This is a genomic window from Streptomyces sp. NPDC027189 (genome assembly GCF_055566975.1).
In genome coordinates this window covers 912,772-933,157 of sequence record NZ_JBVHRI010000001.1, presented here as the reverse complement: position 1 = coordinate 933,157, position 20,386 = coordinate 912,772, and the positions used below count along the sequence as shown (strand labels likewise).

16 protein-coding genes and 1 tRNA gene are annotated in these 20,386 nt (G+C 67.1%); 14 read left to right on the top strand and 3 right to left on the bottom strand.

Translation table 11 applies throughout. The features are described 5' to 3' along the window. Nucleotides 1-199 precede the first annotated feature (199 nt). Nucleotides 200-1,255, top strand: coding sequence for a UDP-N-acetylmuramate dehydrogenase (locus ACZ4RZ_RS04260; protein WP_467741783.1), 1,056 nt, complete (start codon nucleotides 200-202; stop codon nucleotides 1,253-1,255). Between the two features lie 37 nt (nucleotides 1,256-1,292). Here the strand turns inward: ACZ4RZ_RS04260 and ACZ4RZ_RS04255 are convergent, their stop codons facing one another. Continuing rightward, nucleotides 1,293-1,925: an NAD(P)-dependent oxidoreductase gene (locus ACZ4RZ_RS04255; protein ID WP_467741781.1), complete on the bottom strand. Its 633-nt coding sequence runs from the start codon at nucleotides 1,923-1,925 to the stop codon at nucleotides 1,293-1,295. A 120-nt stretch (nucleotides 1,926-2,045) separates the two neighbouring features. Between ACZ4RZ_RS04255 and ACZ4RZ_RS04250 the strand changes: the two genes are divergently transcribed. Together ACZ4RZ_RS04250 and ACZ4RZ_RS04245 are read left to right on the top strand one after the other, a co-directional pair. Continuing rightward, the gene (locus tag ACZ4RZ_RS04250; RefSeq protein ID WP_467741779.1) at nucleotides 2,046-2,657 is read left to right on the top strand and encodes a TetR/AcrR family transcriptional regulator; all 612 of its coding nucleotides are present in this window, start codon (nucleotides 2,046-2,048) and stop codon (nucleotides 2,655-2,657) included. A gap of 30 nt (nucleotides 2,658-2,687) precedes the next feature. Further along, on the top strand, nucleotides 2,688-3,362 hold the full coding sequence (locus tag ACZ4RZ_RS04245) for a hypothetical protein (RefSeq protein ID WP_467741777.1): 675 nt from the start codon (nucleotides 2,688-2,690) through the stop codon (nucleotides 3,360-3,362). On the opposite strand, the gene ACZ4RZ_RS04240 is transcribed toward ACZ4RZ_RS04245, so the two are convergent. Together ACZ4RZ_RS04240 and ACZ4RZ_RS04235 are read right to left on the bottom strand one after the other, a co-directional pair. Next, on the bottom strand, nucleotides 3,343-4,371 hold the full coding sequence (locus ACZ4RZ_RS04240) for an adenosine deaminase (protein WP_467741775.1): 1,029 nt from the start codon (nucleotides 4,369-4,371) through the stop codon (nucleotides 3,343-3,345). The genes ACZ4RZ_RS04245 and ACZ4RZ_RS04240 overlap by 20 nt on opposite strands. 129 nt (nucleotides 4,372-4,500) lie before the next feature. Further along, a complete protein-coding gene (locus tag ACZ4RZ_RS04235) occupies nucleotides 4,501-5,727 on the bottom strand; it encodes a pyridoxal phosphate-dependent aminotransferase (protein WP_467741773.1) in 1,227 nt (408 codons plus the stop codon). A 248-nt stretch (nucleotides 5,728-5,975) separates the two neighbouring features. Between ACZ4RZ_RS04235 and ACZ4RZ_RS04230 the strand changes: the two genes are divergently transcribed. The 11 genes from ACZ4RZ_RS04230 to ACZ4RZ_RS04180 all read left to right on the top strand — a co-directional run bounded on the left by ACZ4RZ_RS04230 (nucleotide 5,976) and on the right by ACZ4RZ_RS04180 (nucleotide 20,345). Then, nucleotides 5,976-6,048: transfer RNA gene (locus ACZ4RZ_RS04230), tRNA-Trp, on the top strand. A 108-nt stretch (nucleotides 6,049-6,156) separates the two neighbouring features. Next, nucleotides 6,157-6,438 (top strand): preprotein translocase subunit SecE, encoded by a 282-nt coding sequence (gene secE, locus ACZ4RZ_RS04225; RefSeq protein ID WP_189190363.1) that lies wholly within the window; start codon nucleotides 6,157-6,159, stop codon nucleotides 6,436-6,438. A 77-nt stretch (nucleotides 6,439-6,515) separates the two neighbouring features. Further along, nucleotides 6,516-7,391: a transcription termination/antitermination protein NusG gene (gene nusG, locus ACZ4RZ_RS04220; protein ID WP_467741771.1), complete on the top strand. Its 876-nt coding sequence runs from the start codon at nucleotides 6,516-6,518 to the stop codon at nucleotides 7,389-7,391. Between the two features lie 193 nt (nucleotides 7,392-7,584). Beyond that, nucleotides 7,585-8,019, top strand: a complete 435-nt coding sequence (gene rplK, locus ACZ4RZ_RS04215) for a 50S ribosomal protein L11 (protein WP_028805116.1) — start codon at nucleotides 7,585-7,587, stop codon at nucleotides 8,017-8,019. A 76-nt stretch (nucleotides 8,020-8,095) separates the two neighbouring features. After that, nucleotides 8,096-8,821, top strand: coding sequence for a 50S ribosomal protein L1 (rplA, locus tag ACZ4RZ_RS04210; protein ID WP_467741769.1), 726 nt, complete (start codon nucleotides 8,096-8,098; stop codon nucleotides 8,819-8,821). Nucleotides 8,822-8,988: 167 nt separating this feature from the next. Next, nucleotides 8,989-9,903 carry an SCO4651 family lipoprotein gene (locus ACZ4RZ_RS04205; protein ID WP_467741767.1) on the top strand — a complete coding sequence of 305 codons (915 nt, stop codon included), beginning with the start codon at nucleotides 8,989-8,991 and terminating at the stop codon, nucleotides 9,901-9,903. A 108-nt stretch (nucleotides 9,904-10,011) separates the two neighbouring features. After that, nucleotides 10,012-10,872: an SCO4651 family lipoprotein gene (locus ACZ4RZ_RS04200; RefSeq protein WP_467741765.1), complete on the top strand. Its 861-nt coding sequence runs from the start codon at nucleotides 10,012-10,014 to the stop codon at nucleotides 10,870-10,872. A gap of 309 nt (nucleotides 10,873-11,181) precedes the next feature. Continuing rightward, complete coding sequence (gene rplJ / locus ACZ4RZ_RS04195) at nucleotides 11,182-11,712, top strand: 50S ribosomal protein L10 (RefSeq protein WP_037680489.1); 531 nt, start codon at nucleotides 11,182-11,184, stop codon at nucleotides 11,710-11,712. A gap of 113 nt (nucleotides 11,713-11,825) precedes the next feature. Further along, nucleotides 11,826-12,209 (top strand): 50S ribosomal protein L7/L12, encoded by a 384-nt coding sequence (rplL, locus tag ACZ4RZ_RS04190; protein WP_467741763.1) that lies wholly within the window; start codon nucleotides 11,826-11,828, stop codon nucleotides 12,207-12,209. Nucleotides 12,210-12,848: 639 nt separating this feature from the next. Continuing rightward, complete coding sequence (gene rpoB, locus ACZ4RZ_RS04185; protein WP_189190357.1) at nucleotides 12,849-16,334, top strand: DNA-directed RNA polymerase subunit beta; 3,486 nt, start codon at nucleotides 12,849-12,851, stop codon at nucleotides 16,332-16,334. 111 nt (nucleotides 16,335-16,445) lie between these two features. Continuing rightward, nucleotides 16,446-20,345: a DNA-directed RNA polymerase subunit beta' gene (locus tag ACZ4RZ_RS04180; protein WP_467741761.1), complete on the top strand. Its 3,900-nt coding sequence runs from the start codon at nucleotides 16,446-16,448 to the stop codon at nucleotides 20,343-20,345. Nucleotides 20,346-20,386 lie beyond the last annotated feature (41 nt).

The window sequence follows — 20,386 nt, the reverse complement described above, 5'->3', positions numbered from 1 at the left end:
GGCGGCGCGGCGCTTCGATCGAGCCGCACTGGAACAGGAACGGCCCCGCCCCGACGGGCGGGGCCGTTCTCATGCCTCGCCCGTACGGGTGGCGGGGTGCGATCCCGTAGTGCGTGCCCACCGGGCGGCCGGGCACGATCCCGAACCGGGTACCCACCGGTGGCCGGGCGGCCCCGCGCCTTCTCGTACTCTTGAGCCCGTGCAGGAACTCCACGACGCCCCGCTCGCCCCGCTGACCACCTTCCGGCTCGGGGGCCCGGCGACCCGGCTGATCACCGCCACGACCGACGCCGAGGTGATCGCCGGCGTGCGCGAGGCCGACGACGCCGGTACACCGCTGCTGCTCATCGGCGGCGGATCGAACCTGGTCATCGGCGACAAGGGTTTCGCCGGGACCGCACTGCGCATCGCGACGAGCGGTTTCGCCCTCGACGGTACGAGGCTGGAGCTGGCGGCGGGCGAGGTGTGGACCGACGCGGTCGCCCGCACCGTCGAGGCCGGGCTCGCCGGTATCGAGTGCCTCGCCGGAATCCCCGGCTCCGCGGGCGCGACCCCGATCCAGAACGTGGGCGCGTACGGGCAGGAAGTGTCGTCGACGATCACCGAAGTGATCGCGTACGACCGGAAGACGCGCGAGACGGTCACGCTGACGAACGCCGAGTGCGCCTTCTCGTACCGCCACAGCCGCTTCAAGGCCGACCCCGAGCGTCATGTCGTGCTGCGCGTCCGCTTCGAGCTGGAGGACGCGGAGGGACTGTCGGCGCCGATCAAGTACGCGGAGACGGCTCGCGCGCTGGGCGTGGAGCCCGGCGACCGGGTGCCGTTGGACGCGGCCCGCGAGACGGTTCTCAAGCTGCGTTCCGGCAAGGGCATGGTGCTCGACCCCGAGGACCACGACACCTGGTCCGCCGGGTCGTTCTTCACCAATCCGATCCTCACGGACGAGGAGTTCGCCGCGTTCCACGCGCGTGTGCGGGATCGGCTCGGTTCCGACGCCGTGCCGCCCGCGTACCCGGCGGGCGACGGCCACACCAAGACCTCCGCGGCCTGGCTGATCGACAAGTCGGGTTTCACCAAGGGCTACGGCGGCGGGCCCGCCCGGATCTCCACCAAGCACACGCTGGCTCTCACCAACCGGGGTGAGGCCACCACCGAGGACCTTCTCGCGCTGGCCCGTGAGGTGGTCGCCGGCGTCCACGACGCCTTTGGGATCACGCTGGTCAACGAGCCGGTGACGGTGGGCGTCAGCCTCTGAGGGGGCTCTACGGAGGGGCGCTTTTCGACATCGGCCCCTAGTAGGCGACGCCTACGCCCTGCTTCACCGTCCGAGTGTCGTCGATCATCGCCAGCATCGCGTGGGCCACATCGGCGCGCGCGATGAACCGGCCCTTGAGCGGGAAACCCCCGACGACCGTGCGGTACGAGCCGGTCACCGGCTTGTTCTGCAGCCGCGGCGGACGTACGACCGTCCAGTCCGTCGTGCTTCGGGCGAGCTCGTCCTCCATCTCCTTGAGATCGGCGTAGACGTCCTTCAGGAGCCGTGAGATCAGGCCGAGCATGGCGCGGTCGACGAGAGCGGCGCCCTCCGGGTCGGGACCGACCGGGCCCGCGCTCACCACCAGCAGCCGCCGCACCCCCTCCGACTCCATGGCGCCCAGCACCGTACGGGTCAGCCGGGCCGCGACCCCGGCGTCCTTGCGGCTGCGGGCGCCGAGCCCGGAGAGGACCGCGTCCCGGCCCGCGACCGCCGCGCGCAGTGCCTCGGGGTCCGTGAGGTCCGCGCGGAACACCTCCAGGCCCGCGCCGGTGACGGTCAGGCGCGCCGGATCCCGTACGACGGCCGTGACCTGATGGCCCGACTTCAGCGCCTGCCGGACGATCTCCTGGCCGATGCCTCCGGTGGCGCCGAAAACGGTGAGTTTCATGGTGTGCTGTGCTCCCCTCGAGTGGGTGAGTATTCACTCACCCGTGCTTAGCTCTAGAGTGAGTAAGTACTCACCCACCCGTCAAGCTTGATTGGACCGGCCATGGAATCCTTGCCTCGCATGCAGCAGAAACCGGCCCGGATCCGGATCCTCGACGCGGCGCACGAGCTCATGCTCACCGTCGGCCTCGCCCGCACCACCACGAAAGAGATCGCCAGGGCGGCGGGCTGCTCGGAGGCGGCGCTCTACAAATACTTCGCGAGCAAGGAAGAGCTGTTCATCCGCGTCCTGAAGGAGCGGCTGCCCACACTGGGCCCCCTACTGGACAGGCTCATGTCCGAGCCGGAGAAGCACACCGTCGAGGAGAACCTCACGGAGATCGCCCGCCAGGCGGCCCTCTTCTATGAGCAGAGCTTTCCGATCGCCGCCTCCTTGTACGCGGAGACGCAGCTCAAGCGCCGCCACGACGAGGCCATGAGGCAGATGGGTGCGGGTGCCCACATGCCGATCCGGGGGGTCGCCGCGTATCTGCGCGCGGAACAGCAGGCGGGGCGCGTCCACCCCTATGCCGACACTTTCGCGGCCGCGTCGCTGCTCATGGGTGCCTGCGCACAGCGCGCCTTTGCGTACGACGCGACGGCGGAGGGCAAGCCGCCTCCCGTGGACACCTTCGCTCCCGCACTCGCCCGCACGCTCCTGCGCGGTATTTCGCTTGCCGGTGGCCCGGCCTGACGATCACTCTGGGGCCATGAGGCGTCCCAAATGCGGCTGAGACTCCGCGAGTTCAGACCTCGCACCGGCCCGCACGAACACCGTGTCGTACAGCCCTGGACACCGCTGCGCCACACCTCGCTCCGCGACCCGGACCCGTACGGCGTGCTGATGGGCGACCACGACGGGCTGAACCGGCTCGCGGGCCTGTTCTCGTTCGCGGCGTACTCCAGGCACACGATCGTGCATGTGCCCCTACGGGACGGGCCGCCGCCCTACGCGGGCTGCGACGACCTCGTCGACCTCGTCCTGGTCCATCACTCGGCGGGCCTGCGCCCCAGCAAATGGCCGGAACTGCGCCGCAGGCTGGCGCACAGCACCCCGCTCACCGTTCGCACGGACGAGGCCCGCACCGCGCGCGACGCCGCGGCCTGGCAGCGGCGGTGCGACCGGCCGGACACGCGGGACTGGCTGCGGCACAGCACGCACGCGCGGACGTTCTTCCTGATCGGCAGCCGCGACGTCTTCGCCTCCGCGGCCATGGCCTTCTCGTACGCGGCGGGCTGGGGACCGCGCCGGAAGGGGGTGGTCAAGGGCAAGGCGGCCTACGTGACCTCGATCTCCGGCGAGCTGCAGCAGGACCCGGACACCTGGCGCAGCCCGGAGGTCGCCATCGGTTTCCAGCCGTATCCGCCGTACGCCCACTTCAAGCGGCCGGGCCGCTGAGCCAGTCGTCGACCCCGGCCAGCAGCTTCGCGCGAACGTCCTCCGGGGCGGCCGAGCCGCGGATGGACTGCCGGGCCAGCTCTGCCAGTTCGGCGTCCGTGAAGCCGTGGTGGCGGCGGGCGATCTCGTACTGGGCGGCCAGGCGGGAGCCGAAGAGCAGCGGGTCGTCGGCGCCGAGAGCCATCGGGACGCCGGCCTCGAAGAGCGTGCGCAGGGGGACGTCCTCCGGCTTCTCGTAGACCCCCAGGGCGACGTTCGAGGCCGGACAGACCTCACAGGTCACCCCGCGGTCCGCGAGGCGCTTGAGCAGCCGAGGATCCTCGGCGGCGCGCACGCCGTGGCCGATCCGTGCGGCGCCCAGGTCGTCCAGGCAGTCGCGGACGGAGGCCGGTCCGGTCAGCTCGCCGCCGTGCGGCGCGGACAGCAGCCCGCCCTCCCGCGCGATCGCGAAGGCCCGGTCGAAGTCCCGCGCCATGCCCCGCCGCTCGTCGTTCGAGAGCCCGAAGCCGACGATGCCCCGGTCCGCGTACCGCACCGCAAGGCGGGCCAGCGTACGTGCGTCCAGCGGGTGCTTCATGCGGTTCGCGGCCACCAGGACACGCATCCCGAGGCCGGTCTCCCGCGAGGTCGTGTCCACCGCGTCCAGGATGATCTCCAGAGCCGGGATCAGACCGCCCAGACGAGGCGCGTACGACGTCGGGTCGACCTGGATCTCCAGCCACCCCGAGCCGTCCTTGAGGTCCTCCTCGGCGGCCTCGCGCACCAGTCGCCGAATGTCCTCGGGGTCTCTGAGGCACGACCGCGCCGCGTCGTACAGCCGCTGGAAGCGGAACCAGCCCCGCTCGTCGGTCGCCCGCAGCTTGGGCGGCTCCGCGCTGGTCAGTGCGTCGGGCAGATGGATCCCGTGCTTGTCGGCCAGTTCCAGCAGGGTGGTGTGCCGCATCGAACCGGTGAAGTGCAGGTGCAGATGGGCCTTCGGCAGTTCAGAGAGATCACGTACGCGCTCCATTCCAGGATCCTGCCGTACGTTCCTGCCGTCCCGGTAGCGCTTTCCCCGTTAGTGGTCTTGCTCGCACGAAGAAGCGGGCCGCTTCCCCGAAGGGAAACGGCCCGCACAGGTGCGTGGAACGCGAAAACGTCAGTCGCGGGCTTCCGCCAGCAGCTTCTGGATCCGGCTGACGCCCTCGACGAGGTCCTCGTCACCGAGGGCGTACGACAGACGCAGGTAGCCCGGCGTGCCGAAGGCCTCGCCCGGGACGACCGCGACCTCGGCCTCCTCCAGGATGAGCGCGGCCAGCTCGACCGTGTCCTGGGGGCGCTTGCCGCGGATCTCCTTGCCGATGAGGGTCTTCACCGAGGGATACGCGTAGAAGGCGCCCTCGGGCTCGGGGCAGAGCACGCCGTCGATCTCGTTCAGCATGCGCACGATGGTCTTGCGGCGGCGGTCGAAGGCCTCGCGCATCTTGGCGACGGCCGTCAGGTCGCCCGAAACGGCGGCGAGCGCGGCGACCTGGGCCACGTTCGACACGTTCGAGGTGGCGTGCGACTGCAGGTTGGTCGCGGCCTTGACGACGTCCTTGGGGCCGATGACCCAGCCCACGCGCCAGCCGGTCATGGCGTATGTCTTGGCCACACCGTTGACGACGATGCACTTGTCGCGCAGCTCGGGCACCACCACGGGCAGGGAGTGGAACTCCGCGTCCCCGTAGACGAGGTGCTCGTAGATCTCGTCGGTCAGGACCCACAGGCCCTTCTCGGCGGCCCAGCGGCCGATCTCCTCGATCTGCTCTCGGGTGTAGACCGCGCCCGTCGGGTTGGACGGGGAGACGAACAGCAGCACCTTGGTGTTCTCGGTGCGGGCCGCCTCCAGCTGCTCGACCGAGACGCGGTAGCCGGTGGTCTCGTCCGCGACGACGTCCACGGGGACACCGCCGGCGAGGCGGATCGACTCCGGGTACGTCGTCCAGTACGGCGCCGGGACGATGACCTCGTCGCCCGGGTCGAGGATCGCGGCGAAGGCCTCGTAGATGGCCTGCTTGCCGCCGTTGGTGACCAGGACCTGGGCGGCCTCCACCTCATAGCCGGAGTCGCGCAGGGTCTTCGCGGCGATCGCCGCCTTCAGCTCGGGCAGGCCGCCGGCCGGGGTGTAGCGGTGGTACTTCGGGTTCTTGCACGCCTCGATGGCGGCCTCGACGATGTAGTCCGGGGTCGGGAAGTCGGGCTCGCCCGCGCCGAAGCCGATCACCGGACGCCCGGCGGCCTTGAGGGCCTTGGCCTTGGCGTCCACGGCGAGGGTGGCGGACTCGGAGATCGCGCCGACTCGGGCGGAGACCCGGCGCTCGGTGGGAGGGATTGCAGCGCTCATGGGTCCCATCGTTTCAGACTGGAAACGCCCCCGGCACGCGGGTTTCACAGACTGAACATCGGCAGAACATCCGTCCGGATCCGGACGGCTCACCAGTCGATCTTCGGCGGACAAGGCCCGTACGGACACTTTCTGTTCGACGACCGGCTCAGGACCACGTACACTCTCACCTCGTTGGCCTTCACCGGCCGCACTCACCCGGTGCACACCGAGCACTCGGGCGGATGCGGTACGTTGGGGGAAATCAAAGGGTCGTAGCTCAATTGGTAGAGCACTGGTCTCCAAAACCAGCGGTTGGGGGTTCAAGTCCCTCCGGCCCTGCTACACACTCCTTTCGCCAGGATGTGTGCGCATGTACGTACTGAAATGCATCGCCGTGCGGCTCAACCGGGCGCGGCACGGCCACGACCCGGAATCAGGTGAGGACGAGTGACGGACGCCGTGGGCTCCATCGACATGCCTGATGCCGAGGCGCCCGAGTCCAAGAAGAAGGCCCGCAAGGGCGGTAAGCGTGCCAAGAAGGGCCCGCTGAAGCGCCTTGCCACTTTCTATCGCCAGATCGTCGCGGAGCTCCGCAAGGTTGTCTGGCCGACTCGCAATCAGCTGACGACGTACACCACAGTGGTAATTGTCTTCGTCGTCATCATGATCGCCCTGGTGACCGTGATTGACTATGGGCTCAACCACGCCGCCAAGTACGTCTTCGGCTGAGCCGAGAGCGAAGGGCGCCGTCACCGGCGCCCCTTTCGCGTGTTCCACCCCCATGTATCCAGGAAGAAGCAGCCACCGTGTCTGACCCGAACCTGAACGACGCCAGCGAGTCGGTCGAGTCCGTTGACGACGAGCTCGACATCGTCGAGGGCGCGGACGTCGAGGACGAGGTCGAGGCTGCCGACGCCGCCGCCGGCGAGCCTGCCGAAGAAGCGGCCCTGCACGTCGAGGACGAGTCCGGTGGGGACGTCGAGGACGAGGACGTCTCCGAGGAGGCCCCCGCCGTCGAGGCCGAGATCGCCGACGAGGCCGAGGCCGAAGAAGAGGCCGAGCCCGTCGACCCCGTCACCGCCCTGCGCGAGGAGCTCCGCACGCTCCCCGGCGAGTGGTACGTCATCCACACATACGCCGGTTACGAGAACCGCGTGAAGACCAACCTCGAGCAGCGCGCCGTCTCGCTGAACGTCGAGGACTTCATCTTCCAGGCCGAGGTGCCGCAGGAAGAGGTCGCGCAGATCAAGAACGGCGAGCGCAAGACGATCAAGCAGAACAAGCTCCCGGGCTACGTCCTGGTCCGCATGGACCTGACGAACGAGTCCTGGGGCGTCGTCCGCAACACCCCCGGTGTCACCGGATTCGTGGGCAACGCCTACGACCCGTACCCGCTGACCCTGGACGAGATCGTCAAGATGCTCGCCCCGGAGGCCGAGGAGAAGGCCGCCCGCGAGGCCGCCGAGGCCGAGGGCAAGCCCGCTCCGCAGCGCAAGGTCGAGGTCCAGGTGCTGGACTTCGAGGTCGGCGACTCGGTCACCGTCACCGACGGCCCGTTCGCGACGCTGCAGGCGACCATCAACGAGATCAACGCCGACTCGAAGAAGGTCAAGGGCCTCGTCGAGATCTTCGGCCGCGAGACCCCGGTCGAGCTCTCCTTCGACCAGATCCAGAAGAACTAACTCCTTCTGGACGTACGTCTTCCGAACAGGTCAGACGGGCTCACGTAGCCGGTCTGACCTGCTCGGTTTTTGGCCGCGCAAGGATACCCGTTATCGTTGTGCGGTATGCCTCCATCCGGATCATTGGCTCGGTTGAGGGCAGCCGTCCGGGGCGACTCGGACGTAGGAAGGCGAAAACGAAAGAGGACCCGGAATGCCTCCCAAGAAGAAGAAGGTCACGGGGCTTATCAAGCTCCAGATCCAGGCCGGTGCCGCCAACCCGGCTCCGCCGGTCGGCCCCGCGCTGGGCCAGCACGGCGTCAACATCATGGAGTTCTGCAAGGCCTACAACGCCGCGACCGAGTCGCAGCGCGGTTGGGTCATCCCGGTGGAGATCACGGTCTACGAGGACCGCTCCTTCACCTTCATCACCAAGACGCCGCCGGCCGCCAAGATGATCCTCAAGGCCGCGGGTGTCGAGAAGGGCTCCGGCGAGCCGCACAAGACCAAGGTCGCCAAGATCACCGAGGCGCAGGTCCGCGAGATCGCCACCACCAAGATGCCCGACCTGAACGCCAACGACCTGGACGCTGCCGCGAAGATCATCGCCGGCACCGCCCGTTCGATGGGCATCACGGTCGAGGGCTGACCTCCACCTTCGTAGAAACCGTGGCAGGGCCTGCTCGGCCCATACCACGACTCCTCAGAACACATCAGGAGCAGTAGTGAGCAAGCGCAGCAAGTCTCTCCGCGCTGCGGACGCCAAGGTCGACCGGGAGAAGCTCTACGCCCCGCTCGAGGCCGTCCGTCTCGCCAAGGAGACCTCCACGACCAAGTTCGACGGCACCGTCGAGGTCGCCTTCCGCCTGGGTGTCGACCCGCGCAAGGCCGACCAGATGGTCCGTGGCACCGTGAACCTCCCGCACGGCACCGGTAAGACCGCCCGGGTCCTGGTCTTCGCGACCGGTGACCGTGCCGAGGCCGCACGCGCCGCGGGCGCCGACATCGTCGGCTCCGACGAGCTCATCGACGAGGTGTCGAAGGGCCGTCTGGACTTCGACGCCGTCGTCGCCACCCCGGACCTCATGGGCAAGGTCGGCCGCCTGGGCCGCGTCCTCGGCCCGCGTGGTCTGATGCCGAACCCGAAGACCGGCACCGTGACCCCGGACGTGGCCAAGGCCGTGACCGAGATCAAGGGCGGCAAGATCGAGTTCCGCGTCGACAAGCACTCGAACCTGCACTTCATCATCGGCAAGGCGTCCTTCGACGACACGAAGCTGGTGGAGAACTACGGCGCCGCGCTGGACGAGATCCTTCGTCTGAAGCCGTCGGCCGCCAAGGGTCGCTACATCAAGAAGGCCGCGATCAGCACCACGATCGGCCCCGGCATTCCGGTCGACCCGAACCGCACCCGCAACCTCCTCGTCGAGGAGGACCCGGCCGCCGTCTGAGCCTCCCGCTCACCCCGGTGACCGCGTCGCGTACGCGTTTTTGACACGGGCCCCGCAACCTTTCGAGGTGCGGGGCCCGTCCCTGTGTGCGGACATCAAATCCGGATACGGGTGTCAGTGGGCTGCGCTAGCGTGCAGATCACAGAATTCGCATAGGGGTGGGACGAATGAAGAGCACGACCGTGCGCCGCGTGACCCTCTCGATCGCGCTGACGACCGCTCTGGCGGGGGTGGCCGCCTGCAGCTCCTCCGGCGGCTCGGGGAGCTCCGGCCAGGACGACAAGGCGGGACACAAGGGCACGACGCACGTCAGCCCCATAGCCGCCCTGCGCTCCGCCGAGAAGTCCACCGACAACGCCGACTCCGCCAAGGTCGAGTCCACGACGACCATGGGCACGATGATGTCCATGAAGGCGGACGGCGTCATGGGCTGGGCCGACGGTCTCACCGGCACCATGACGATCACGTACACAGGCGGCACGATGGCCGACACGATGCGTCAGACGGGCAGCACGTCGATGCAGGCCCGCTATCTGCCCGACGCCTACTACGCGAAGATGGGCGACAAGTTCGCCCAGCAGTCGGGTGGCAAGCACTGGATCAAGTACGCCTACGACGACCTGGCGAAGCTGGGCGGCGGCTCGGGCGCGTACCTGAAGGACCAGATGCAGAACACGACGCCGAACCAGTCGGTGAAGCTCCTGCTGGCCTCCGGCGACGTGACGAAGGTCGGCGACGAGACGGTGCGCGGCCAGAAGACCACGCACTACTCGGGCACGGTGGACGTCGCGGACCTGGCGACCAAGACCTCCAATCTCAGCGCGAGCCAGCTGGCCGACCTGAAGAAGCAGCTCACAGCGGCCGGCGTCAGCACCGAGAAGGTCGACATCTGGGTCAACGGCGACGACCTGCTGGTCAAGAAGGTCGAGAAGGGCGAGCTGTCGACCGGCACCATGTCCTCGACCGCGTACTACAGCGACTACGGGGTGAAGGTCTCCGCCACGGAGCCCCCGGCGGGCGACACCGCCGACTTCAAGGACCTGCTGAAGTCGCAGGGCAACACGGGCGGCACCACCTCCTGAGTCCCACGAGAATTCAGGAGACCACCTGAAACCCCTGGGATACGCTCTCGGCCGTGCTGTGAACTTCCAGCCTGCTGTGAATCGATCATCCGTTCCCTGGGGGGGATCATGGAGTTTTCTGTACGTGGCACCGTTCGGCACAGAGCGGCGGGCGCGACGCTCGCCGCCCTGGTCCTCGGTGGGGGTGCCGTCGCGTGTACGAAGAGCGACGCGGGGGAATCGCCGAAGATGACGCCTGCCGCGGCCGTGGCCAAGGCGGCGAAGAAGACGGAGGACATCACGTCCCTCCGCTACCGGATGACCGGCCAGGTCCCGGAGGAGGGCCGCGTCAGCGGTGAGGCGGCGATGAGCATGAAGCCGCTGGCCATGAGCATGAAGATGAGGGCCGAGGACCAGGCCACCGACGGCCAGGTGGAGATCCGGCTCGTCGACAAGGCGATGTACATCGGCGGGGGCGCTCAGGTCGCCAAGGAGATGGACGGAAAGAGCTGGATCAAGTTCGACATGTCCGCGCTGGGGGCGGACAAGCAGCTGAACGCCGACCAGCTGGGCGCCGGACAGGCCGACAAGAATCCGGCCACCGAGTCCACTTTCCTCACCGGCTCCAAGGACGTGAAGAAGGTCGGAAGCGAGACCGTCGACGGCGTGAAGACCACGCACTACAAGGGGACGGTCACCCTCAAGGACTTCCGCGACTCCCTCAAGGGCAAGGACAAGGCCACCCGTGAGAAGCGGGAGAAGAGCCTCGATCAGTACGAGAAGATGGGCATCGACGCGCTCACGATGGACATGTGGATCGACGGCGACGACCACACCAAGCAGTTCCGCATGCGGGGCGATGCCGACAAGGGCAAGCTCGACATGACCATCACCTTCCTCGACTTCAACAAGCCGGTGACGGTCAAGGCTCCGCCCGCCAAGGACACCGCCGACCTCGCCCAGATGATGAAGGAAGCCCAGCAGGGCTGAGCCGAGGCACCGTCGAGCCCGAGGCTCCGCAGAGCGGATTTGCTTGACAGTGACCCATTCACGTACTGTTCTCCAGAAGCCAAAGACCGCTGGTCGTTGCCTTGTGCTCGCAAGAGGGCAGGGCGGCCGAAGGATCCGCTGAAACTGCGGACGACCCGCGTAGGTGACTGTGGATGTGCTCCCGGTGTTCGCTTGCCCAGCTTGCGGACGTACCGGTCGAGCTACGCCCCGTGCGCCTGCGCCGGGGCGTTTCGTTTTCCCCAGCCCCTTCCGAGCGGTCGTCATCACCCGGAAGGAGGCCGACGCTCTATGGCAAGGCCCGACAAGGCTGCCGCGGTAGCCGAGCTCGCGGAGCAGTTCCGCAGCTCGAACGCCGCTGTGCTGACCGAGTACCGGGGTCTCACCGTGGCGCAGCTCAAGACGCTGCGTCGTTCGCTCGGTGAGAACGCCCAGTACGCCGTGGTGAAGAACACGCTGACCAAGATTGCGGCCAACGAGGCCGGGATCTCGACGCTCGACGACCTGTTCAACGGTCCGACGGCAGTTGCCTTCGTCACCGGTGACCCGGTGGAGTCGGCGAAGGGTCTTCGTGACTTCGCCAAGGACAACCCGAACCTCGTCATCAAGGGCGGTGTCCTTGACGGCAAGGCGCTGTCCGCCGACGAGATCAAGAAGCTTGCGGACCTCGAGTCCCGCGAGGTTCTGCTCGCCAAGCTGGCGGGCGCCTTCAAGGGCAAGCAGACTCAGGCTGCTCAGGTCTTCCAGGCGCTCCCGTCGAAGCTCGTCCGCACCGTGGACGCTCTTCGTGCCAAGCAGGCCGAGCAGGGCGGTGCCGAGTAATTCGGCTCGCGAAATGACCGCAGCCGCCTGAGGCAGTGGTCGTAGCGGGCCAACGTACGCCCGCCAAACATGTACATCCGGCACCAGCCGAATTAGTGGAAGGATCGCCCACCATGGCGAAGCTCAGCCAGGAAGACCTGCTCGCGCAGTTCGAGGAGATGACCCTCATCGAGCTCTCCGAGTTCGTGAAGGCCTTCGAGGACAAGTTCGACGTCACCGCCGCCGCGGCCGTCGCCGTTGCCGGCCCCGCCGTCCCCGGCGCCCCGGCCGAGGCCGCTGAGGAGCAGGACGAGTTCGACGTCATCCTCACCGGCGCCGGCGACAAGAAGATCCAGGTCATCAAGGTCGTGCGTGAGCTGACCTCCCTGGGTCTGAAGGAGGCCAAGGACCTCGTGGACGGCGCTCCGAAGCCGGTCCTCGAGAAGGTCGCCAAGGACGCCGCCGAGAAGGCCGCCGAGTCCCTCAAGGGCGCCGGCGCCTCCGTCGAGGTCAAGTAGTCCCAGGAGCCCGCTCAGGGCTCCCTCGCGAGCTGATACAGCCGCTCTCGTAGCGCTGTAACGCTGACGCACCGAAGAGCGATCACCCATCTGGGTGGTCGCTCTTCGGCGTTGGAGGGGGTCCGGCGGCGGCTGCCTTGCACTGTCGGTGGCGACGAGTATGGTGATCTTCGTTGCGCCTCCGGCCGAGCCCGTGACGGGCTGCAAGACGGGCTGCAAGACAGGTTGCACGTGACGTTCGCGGCACTTGCTTTGGGCATGGGGGGCCTTGACGAACCGCACGCAGCGCGCAATTCTCAGGACGCGTCGTCACAACGATCCGGATCCGAGGCATGGATCGACGGCGAAGAGGGCAGTATCGATGTGCATTGAGGGCGTGGCTTGCCGCAGGTGTTGAGAACAACGAGGGTCTCAAAAAACCGGGACTGGACATCAGTGGGCCGAGTGGCTACACTGACCCTTTGCGCTGCCTGTTAGCTGCCTCCTGCCCGTCACCAGGGGCATGCCCATGCTTGAGCACCGACGATTGAATCGTCCCTGACCTGGCCTTCTTCGGCCATATCGGGAGCGGCCTCTCTCTGTGTCCAACATGGGACCGGTACGCGCGTAGTGAGTCCGAGCCCTCGGAAGGACCCCCTCTTGGCCGCCTCGCGCACTGCCTCGACCGCGAATACGAACAACGGCGCCAGCACCGCCCCGCTGCGCATCTCCTTTGCAAAGATCAAGGAGCCCCTCGAGGTTCCGAACCTTCTTGCGCTGCAGACCGAGAGCTTCGACTGGCTGCTCGGCAATGACGCGTGGAAGGCTCGTGTCGAGGCGGCTCTGGACAGCGGACAGGACGTCCCCACCAAGTCCGGTCTGGAGGAGATCTTCGAGGAGATCTCCCCGATCGAGGACTTCAGTGGGTCGATGTCCCTGACGTTCCGCGACCACCGCTTCGAGCCCCCGAAGAACTCCATCGACGAGTGCAAGGAGCGCGACTTCACGTACGCGGCCCCGCTCTTCGTCACCGCCGAGTTCACCAACAACGAGACCGGCGAGATCAAGTCCCAGACGGTCTTCATGGGCGACTTCCCGCTCATGACCAACAAGGGCACCTTCGTCATCAACGGCACCGAGCGTGTCGTGGTGTCGCAGCTCGTCCGCTCGCCGGGTGTCTACTTCGACTCCTCCATCGACAAGACGTCCGACAAGGACATCTTCTCCGCGAAGGTCATCCCGTCCCGGGGTGCCTGGCTGGAGATGGAGATCGACAAGCGCGACATGGTCGGTGTCCGCATCGACCGCAAGCGCAAGCAGTCCGTCACCGTTCTCCTGAAGGCTCTCGGTTGGACGACCGAGCAGATCCTCGAGGAGTTCGGCGAGTACGAGTCGATGCGCGCCACCCTGGAGAAGGACCACACCCAGGGCCAGGACGACGCGCTGCTCGACATCTACCGCAAGCTGCGTCCGGGTGAGCCCCCGACCCGTGAGGCCGCGCAGACGCTGCTCGAGAACCTCTACTTCAACCCGAAGCGCTACGACCTCGCGAAGGTCGGCCGCTACAAGGTCAACAAGAAGCTGGGCGGCGACGCCCCGCTCGACGCCGGCATCCTGACCGTCGAGGACATCATCTCGACGATCAAGTACCTGGTGAAGCTGCACGCCGGTGAGACCGAGACCGTTGGCGACAACGGCACCTCGATCGTCGTCGAGACCGACGACATCGACCACTTCGGCAACCGTCGTCTGCGCAACGTCGGCGAGCTCATCCAGAACCAGGTCCGCACGGGTCTGGCTCGTATGGAGCGCGTCGTCCGCGAGCGCATGACGACTCAGGACGTCGAGGCGATCACGCCGCAGACCCTGATCAACATCCGGCCGGTCGTCGCCTCCATCAAGGAGTTCTTCGGCACCAGCCAGCTGTCGCAGTTCATGGACCAGAACAACCCGCTGTCGGGTCTCACCCACAAGCGCCGTCTGTCGGCTCTTGGCCCGGGTGGTCTCTCCCGTGAGCGGGCCGGCTTCGAGGTCCGTGACGTGCACCCGTCGCACTACGGCCGCATGTGCCCGATCGAGACCCCTGAAGGCCCGAACATCGGCCTGATCGGCTCGCTCGCCTCCTACGGCCGGGTCAACGCGTTCGGTTTCGTCGAGACCCCGTACCGCAAGGTCACCGGCGGCGTCGTCACCGACGAGGTCGACTACCTGACGGCCGACGAAGAGGACCGATTCGTCATCGCGCAGGCCAATGCGCCGCTGACGGACGAGCTCCGCTTCGAGGAGTCCCGCGTCCTGGTTCGCCGCCGTGGCGGCGAGGTCGACTACGTCCCCGGTGACGACGTCGACTACATGGACGTCTCGCCGCGCCAGATGGTGTCGGTCGCGACCGCCATGATCCCGTTCCTCGAGCACGACGACGCCAACCGTGCCCTCATGGGCGCGAACATGATGCGTCAGGCCGTGCCGCTGATTAAGTCCGAGGCGCCGCTCGTCGGCACCGGCATGGAGTACCGCTGCGCCGTCGACGCCGGTGACGTACTCAAGTCGGAGAAGGACGGTGTGGTCCAGGAGGTCTCCGCGGACTACATCACCACCGCCAACGACGACGGTACGTACACCACGTACCGCCTCGCGAAGTTCTCCCGCTCGAACCAGGGCACCTCTGTGAACCAGAAGGTCGTCGTGGACGAGGGCGCCCGGGTCGTCGCCGGCCAGGTGCTGGCCGACGGTCCGGCGACCGAGAACGGCGAGATGGCGCTCGGCAAGAACCTGCTCGTGGCGTTCATGCCGTGGGAGGGTCACAACTACGAGGACGCGATCATCCTGTCGCAGCGCCTCGTGCAGGACGACGTCCTCTCCTCGATCCACATCGAGGAGCACGAGGTCGACGCCCGTGACACCAAGCTCGGTCCCGAGGAGATCACCCGGGACATCCCGAACGTCTCCGAGGAGGTCCTCGCCGACCTCGACGAGCGCGGCATCATCCGCATCGGTGCCGAGGTCATCGCCGGCGACATCCTCGTCGGCAAGGTGACCCCCAAGGGTGAGACCGAGCTGACCCCGGAGGAGCGCCTGCTGCGCGCGATCTTCGGTGAGAAGGCCCGCGAGGTCCGTGACACCTCGCTGAAGGTGCCGCACGGCGAGACCGGCAAGGTCATCGGCGTCCGCGTCTTCGACCGTGAAGAGGGCGACGAGCTGCCGCCGGGCGTGAACCAGCTGGTTCGTGTCTACGTGGCGCAGAAGCGCAAGATCACGGACGGTGACAAGCTCGCCGGCCGTCACGGCAACAAGGGTGTCATCTCCAAGATCCTTCCCATCGAGGACATGCCGTTCCTCGAGGACGGAACTCCGGTCGACATCATCCTCAACCCGCTCGGTGTCCCGTCCCGAATGAACCCGGGACAGGTCCTGGAGATCCACCTCGGCTGGCTCGCCAGCCGCGGCTGGGACGTCTCCGGCCTCGCGGACGACTGGGCGCAGCGCCTGCAGGCCATCGAGGCCGACCAGGTCGCCCCGGGCACCAACGTCGCCACCCCCGTCTTCGACGGTGCGCGTGAGGACGAGCTCGCGGGTCTGCTGCAGCACACGATCCCGAACCGCGACGGCGAGCGCATGGTGCTCCCGACCGGTAAGGCACCGCTGTTCGACGGCCGCTCCGGCGAGCCGTTCCCGGAGCCGATCTCGGTCGGCTACATGTACATCCTGAAGCTCCACCACCTGGTCGACGACAAGCTGCACGCCCGCTCGACCGGTCCGTACTCGATGATCACCCAGCAGCCGCTGGGTGGTAAGGCCCAGTTCGGTGGCCAGCGCTTCGGTGAGATGGAGGTGTGGGCGCTGGAGGCTTATGGCGCCGCGTACGCCCTCCAGGAGCTGCTGACCATCAAGTCCGACGACGTCACCGGCCGCGTGAAGGTCTACGAGGCCATCGTCAAGGGCGAGAACATCCCCGAGCCCGGCATCCCCGAGTCCTTCAAGGTGCTCATCAAGGAGATGCAGTCTCTCTGCCTCAACGTGGAGGTGCTGTCCAGCGACGGTATGTCCATCGAAATGCGTGACACCGACGAGGACGTCTTCCGCGCGGCGGAGGAGCTCGGCATCGACCTGTCCCGGCGCGAGCCGAGCAGCGTCGAAGAGGTCTGACGGGAGTCCGGTACGGGGGCTCAGCCCTAAAAGGCAATGAGCCCCCGTCCGGCCCCAGGACCCCCGTATCAGACCCCTAAGACTTACAACCCTGAGAGGGATTGACGCATAGTGCTCGACGTCAACTTCTTCGATGAGCTCCGGATCGGTCTGGCCACCGCTGACGACATCCGTCAGTGGAGCCACGGCGAGGTCAAGAAGCCCGAGACCATCAACTACCGCACCCTCAAGCCCGAAAAGGACGGACTCTTCTGCGAGAAGATCTTCGGTCCGACCCGGGACTGGGAGTGCTACTGCGGTAAGTACAAGCGTGTCCGCTTCAAGGGCATCATCTGTGAGCGCTGCGGCGTCGAGGTCACTCGCGCCAAGGTGCGTCGTGAGCGGATGGGCCACATCGAGCTGGCCGCTCCCGTCACCCACATCTGGTACTTCAAGGGCGTTCCGTCGCGCCTCGGCTACCTGCTCGACCTCGCTCCGAAGGACCTGGAGAAGGTCATCTACTTCGCGGCGTACATGATCACGTACGTCGACGAGGAGCGCCGCACCCGCGACCTGCCCTCGCTGGAGGCTCACGTCTCCGTCGAGCGTCAGCAGATCGAGAACCGTCGCGACGCCGACCTCGAAGCCCGCGCCAAGAAGCTCGAGACCGACCTGGCCGAGCTGGAGGCCGAGGGCGCCAAGGCCGACGTGCGCCGCAAGGTGCGCGAAGGTGCCGAGCGTGAGATGAAGCAGCTGCGCGACCGTGCGCAGCGCGAGATCGACCGTCTCGACGAGGTGTGGACCCGCTTCAAGAACCTCAAGGTCCAGGACCTCGAGGGCGACGAGCTCCTCTACCGCGAGCTGCGTGACCGCTTCGGCACGTACTTCGACGGTTCGATGGGCGCCGCGGCGCTGCAGAAGCGCCTGGAGTCCTTCGACCTGGAGGAGGAGGCCGAGCGCCTCCGCGAGATCATCCGTACCGGCAAGGGCCAGAAGAAGACCCGTGCGCTCAAGCGCCTCAAGGTCGTCTCCGCGTTCCTGCAGACCAGCAACAGCCCCAAGGGCATGGTGCTCGACTGCGTGCCGGTCATCCCGCCGGACCTGCGTCCGATGGTGCAGCTGGACGGTGGCCGCTTCGCGACCTCCGACCTGAACGACCTGTACCGCCGTGTGATCAACCGCAACAACCGTCTGAAGCGACTCCTTGACCTCGGTGCCCCCGAGATCATCGTGAACAACGAGAAGCGCATGCTTCAGGAGGCCGTCGACGCGCTCTTCGACAACGGCCGTCGTGGTCGCCCGGTCACGGGCCCCGGCAACCGTCCGCTGAAGTCCCTCAGCGACATGCTGAAGGGTAAGCAGGGTCGATTCCGTCAGAACCTGCTCGGTAAGCGTGTGGACTACTCCGCGCGTTCCGTGATCGTCGTCGGTCCGCAGCTGAAGCTGCACCAGTGCGGCCTGCCCAAGGCCATGGCGCTGGAGCTCTTCAAGCCGTTCGTGATGAAGCGCCTGGTCGACCTGAACCACGCGCAGAACATCAAGAGCGCCAAGCGGATGGTCGAGCGCGGCCGCACGGTCGTGTACGACGTCCTGGAAGAGGTCATCGCGGAGCACCCGGTTCTGCTGAACCGTGCGCCCACGCTGCACCGCCTCGGCATCCAGGCCTTCGAGCCGCAGCTGGTCGAGGGCAAGGCCATCCAGATCCACCCGCTCGTCTGCACCGCGTTCAACGCGGACTTCGACGGTGACCAGATGGCCGTCCACCTGCCGCTCTCCGCGGAGGCGCAGGCCGAGGCCCGCATCCTGATGCTGTCCTCGAACAACATCCTCAAGCCCGCTGACGGCCGTCCGGTCACGATGCCGACCCAGGACATGGTCCTTGGTCTGTTCTTCCTGACCACCGACGGTGAGATGCGGAACGTGAAGGGCGAGGACCGCTCCTTCGCGTCCGTCGCCGAGGCGATCATGGCGTTCGACGCCGGCGAGCTCTCGCTGCAGTCGCGCGTGGACATCCGCTTCCCGGTGGGCACCATCCCGCCGCGCGGCTGGACCCCGCCGGCGCAGGAGGAGGGCGAGCCGGAGTGGCAGCAGGGTGACACCTTCCGCCTGCGGACGACCCTGGGCCGCGCGCTCTTCAACGAGCTGCTGCCCGAGGACTACCCGTTCGTCGACTACGAGGTCGGCAAGAAGCAGCTCTCCGAGATCGTCAACGACCTCGCCGAGCGCTACCCCAAGGTCATCGTGGCGGCGACGCTCGACAACCTGAAGGCTTCCGGCTTCTACTGGGCGACCCGTTCCGGCGTCACCGTGGCCATCTCCGACGTCGTGGTTCCCGAGGCGAAGAAGGAGATCGTCAAGGGCTACGAGGCGCAGGACGAGAAGGTCCAGAAGCAGTACGAGCGCGGTCTGATCACCAAGGACGAGCGCACGCAGGAGCTCATCGCGATCTGGACCAAGGCGACCAACGAGGTTGCCGAGGCCATGAACGAGAACTTCCCGAAGACCAACCCGATCTTCATGATGGTGAACTCGGGTGCACGAGGCAACATGATGCAGATGCGTCAGATCGCCGGTATGCGTGGTCTGGTGTCGAACGCGAAGAACGAGACGATCCCGCGTCCGATCAAGGCGTCGTTCCGTGAGGGCCTGTCCGTGCTGGAGTACTTCATCTCCACGCACGGTGCCCGTAAGGGTCTGGCGGACACGGCCCTGCGTACCGCCGACTCGGGTTACCTCACCCGTCGTCTGGTCGACGTCTCCCAGGACGTCATCATCCGCGAGGAGGACTGCGGCACCGACCGTGGCCTCAAGCTGCACATCGCGGAGCGCGGCGCGGACGGTGTCCTGCGCAAGGCGGAGAACGTCGAGACCAGCGTGTACGCACGTGCGCTGGCCGAGGACATCACCGTCGACGGCAAGGTGCTGGCCCCGGCCAACACCGACCTCGGCGACGTCCTCATCGACGAGCTGGTCAAGCACGGCATCGAGGAGGTCAAGACCCGTTCGGTCCTGACCTGCGAGTCCGCCGTCGGCACCTGCGCCATGTGCTACGGCCGTTCGCTGGCCACCGGCAAGCTGGTCGACATCGGTGAGGCGGTCGGCATCATCGCCGCCCAGTCCATCGGTGAGCCCGGTACCCAGCTGACGATGCGTACCTTCCACACCGGTGGTGTGGCCGGTGACGACATCACCCAGGGTCTGCCCCGTGTCGTCGAGCTCTTCGAGGCTCGTACGCCGAAGGGTGTCGCCCCGATCTCCGAGGCCTCCGGCCGCGTCCGGATCGAGGAGACCGAGAAGACCAAGAAGCTCGTCGTCACCCCGGACGACGGCAGCGACGAGACGGCGTTCCCGATCTCGAAGCGTGCCCGGCTCCTGGTGTCCGAGGGCGAGCACGTCGAGGTGGGCCAGAAGCTCACCGTGGGTGCCACCAACCCGCACGACGTGCTGCGCATCCTGGGTCAGCGTGCCGTCCAGGTCCACCTGGTCGGCGAGGTCCAGAAGGTCTACAACTCGCAGGGTGTGTCGATCCACGACAAGCACATCGAGATCATCATCCGGCAGATGCTGCGCCGGGTGACGATCATCGAGTCGGGCGACGCGGAGCTGCTGCCCGGCGAGCTGGTCGAGCGCTCGAAGTTCGAGACCGAGAACCGTCGTGTGGTCCAGGAAGGCGGCCACCCGGCCTCCGGCCGTCCGCAGCTGATGGGTATCACCAAGGCCTCGCTGGCGACCGAGTCGTGGCTGTCGGCGGCGTCCTTCCAGGAGACGACCAGGGTTCTGACGGACGCGGCGATCAACGCCAAGTCCGACTCCCTGATCGGCCTCAAGGAGAACGTCATCATCGGTAAGCTCATCCCGGCCGGTACGGGTCTGTCCCGCTACCGCAACATCCGGGTCGAGCCGACCGAGGAGGCCAAGGCCGCGATGTACTCGGCCGTCGGCTACGACGACATCGACTACTCGCCGTTCGGCACCGGCTCCGGCCAGGCCGTCCCGCTGGAGGACTACGACTACGGTCCGTACAACCAGTGAGCGAGTCGCTTCGCAGTAACTGAAGGGCGGTCACCCCGGGT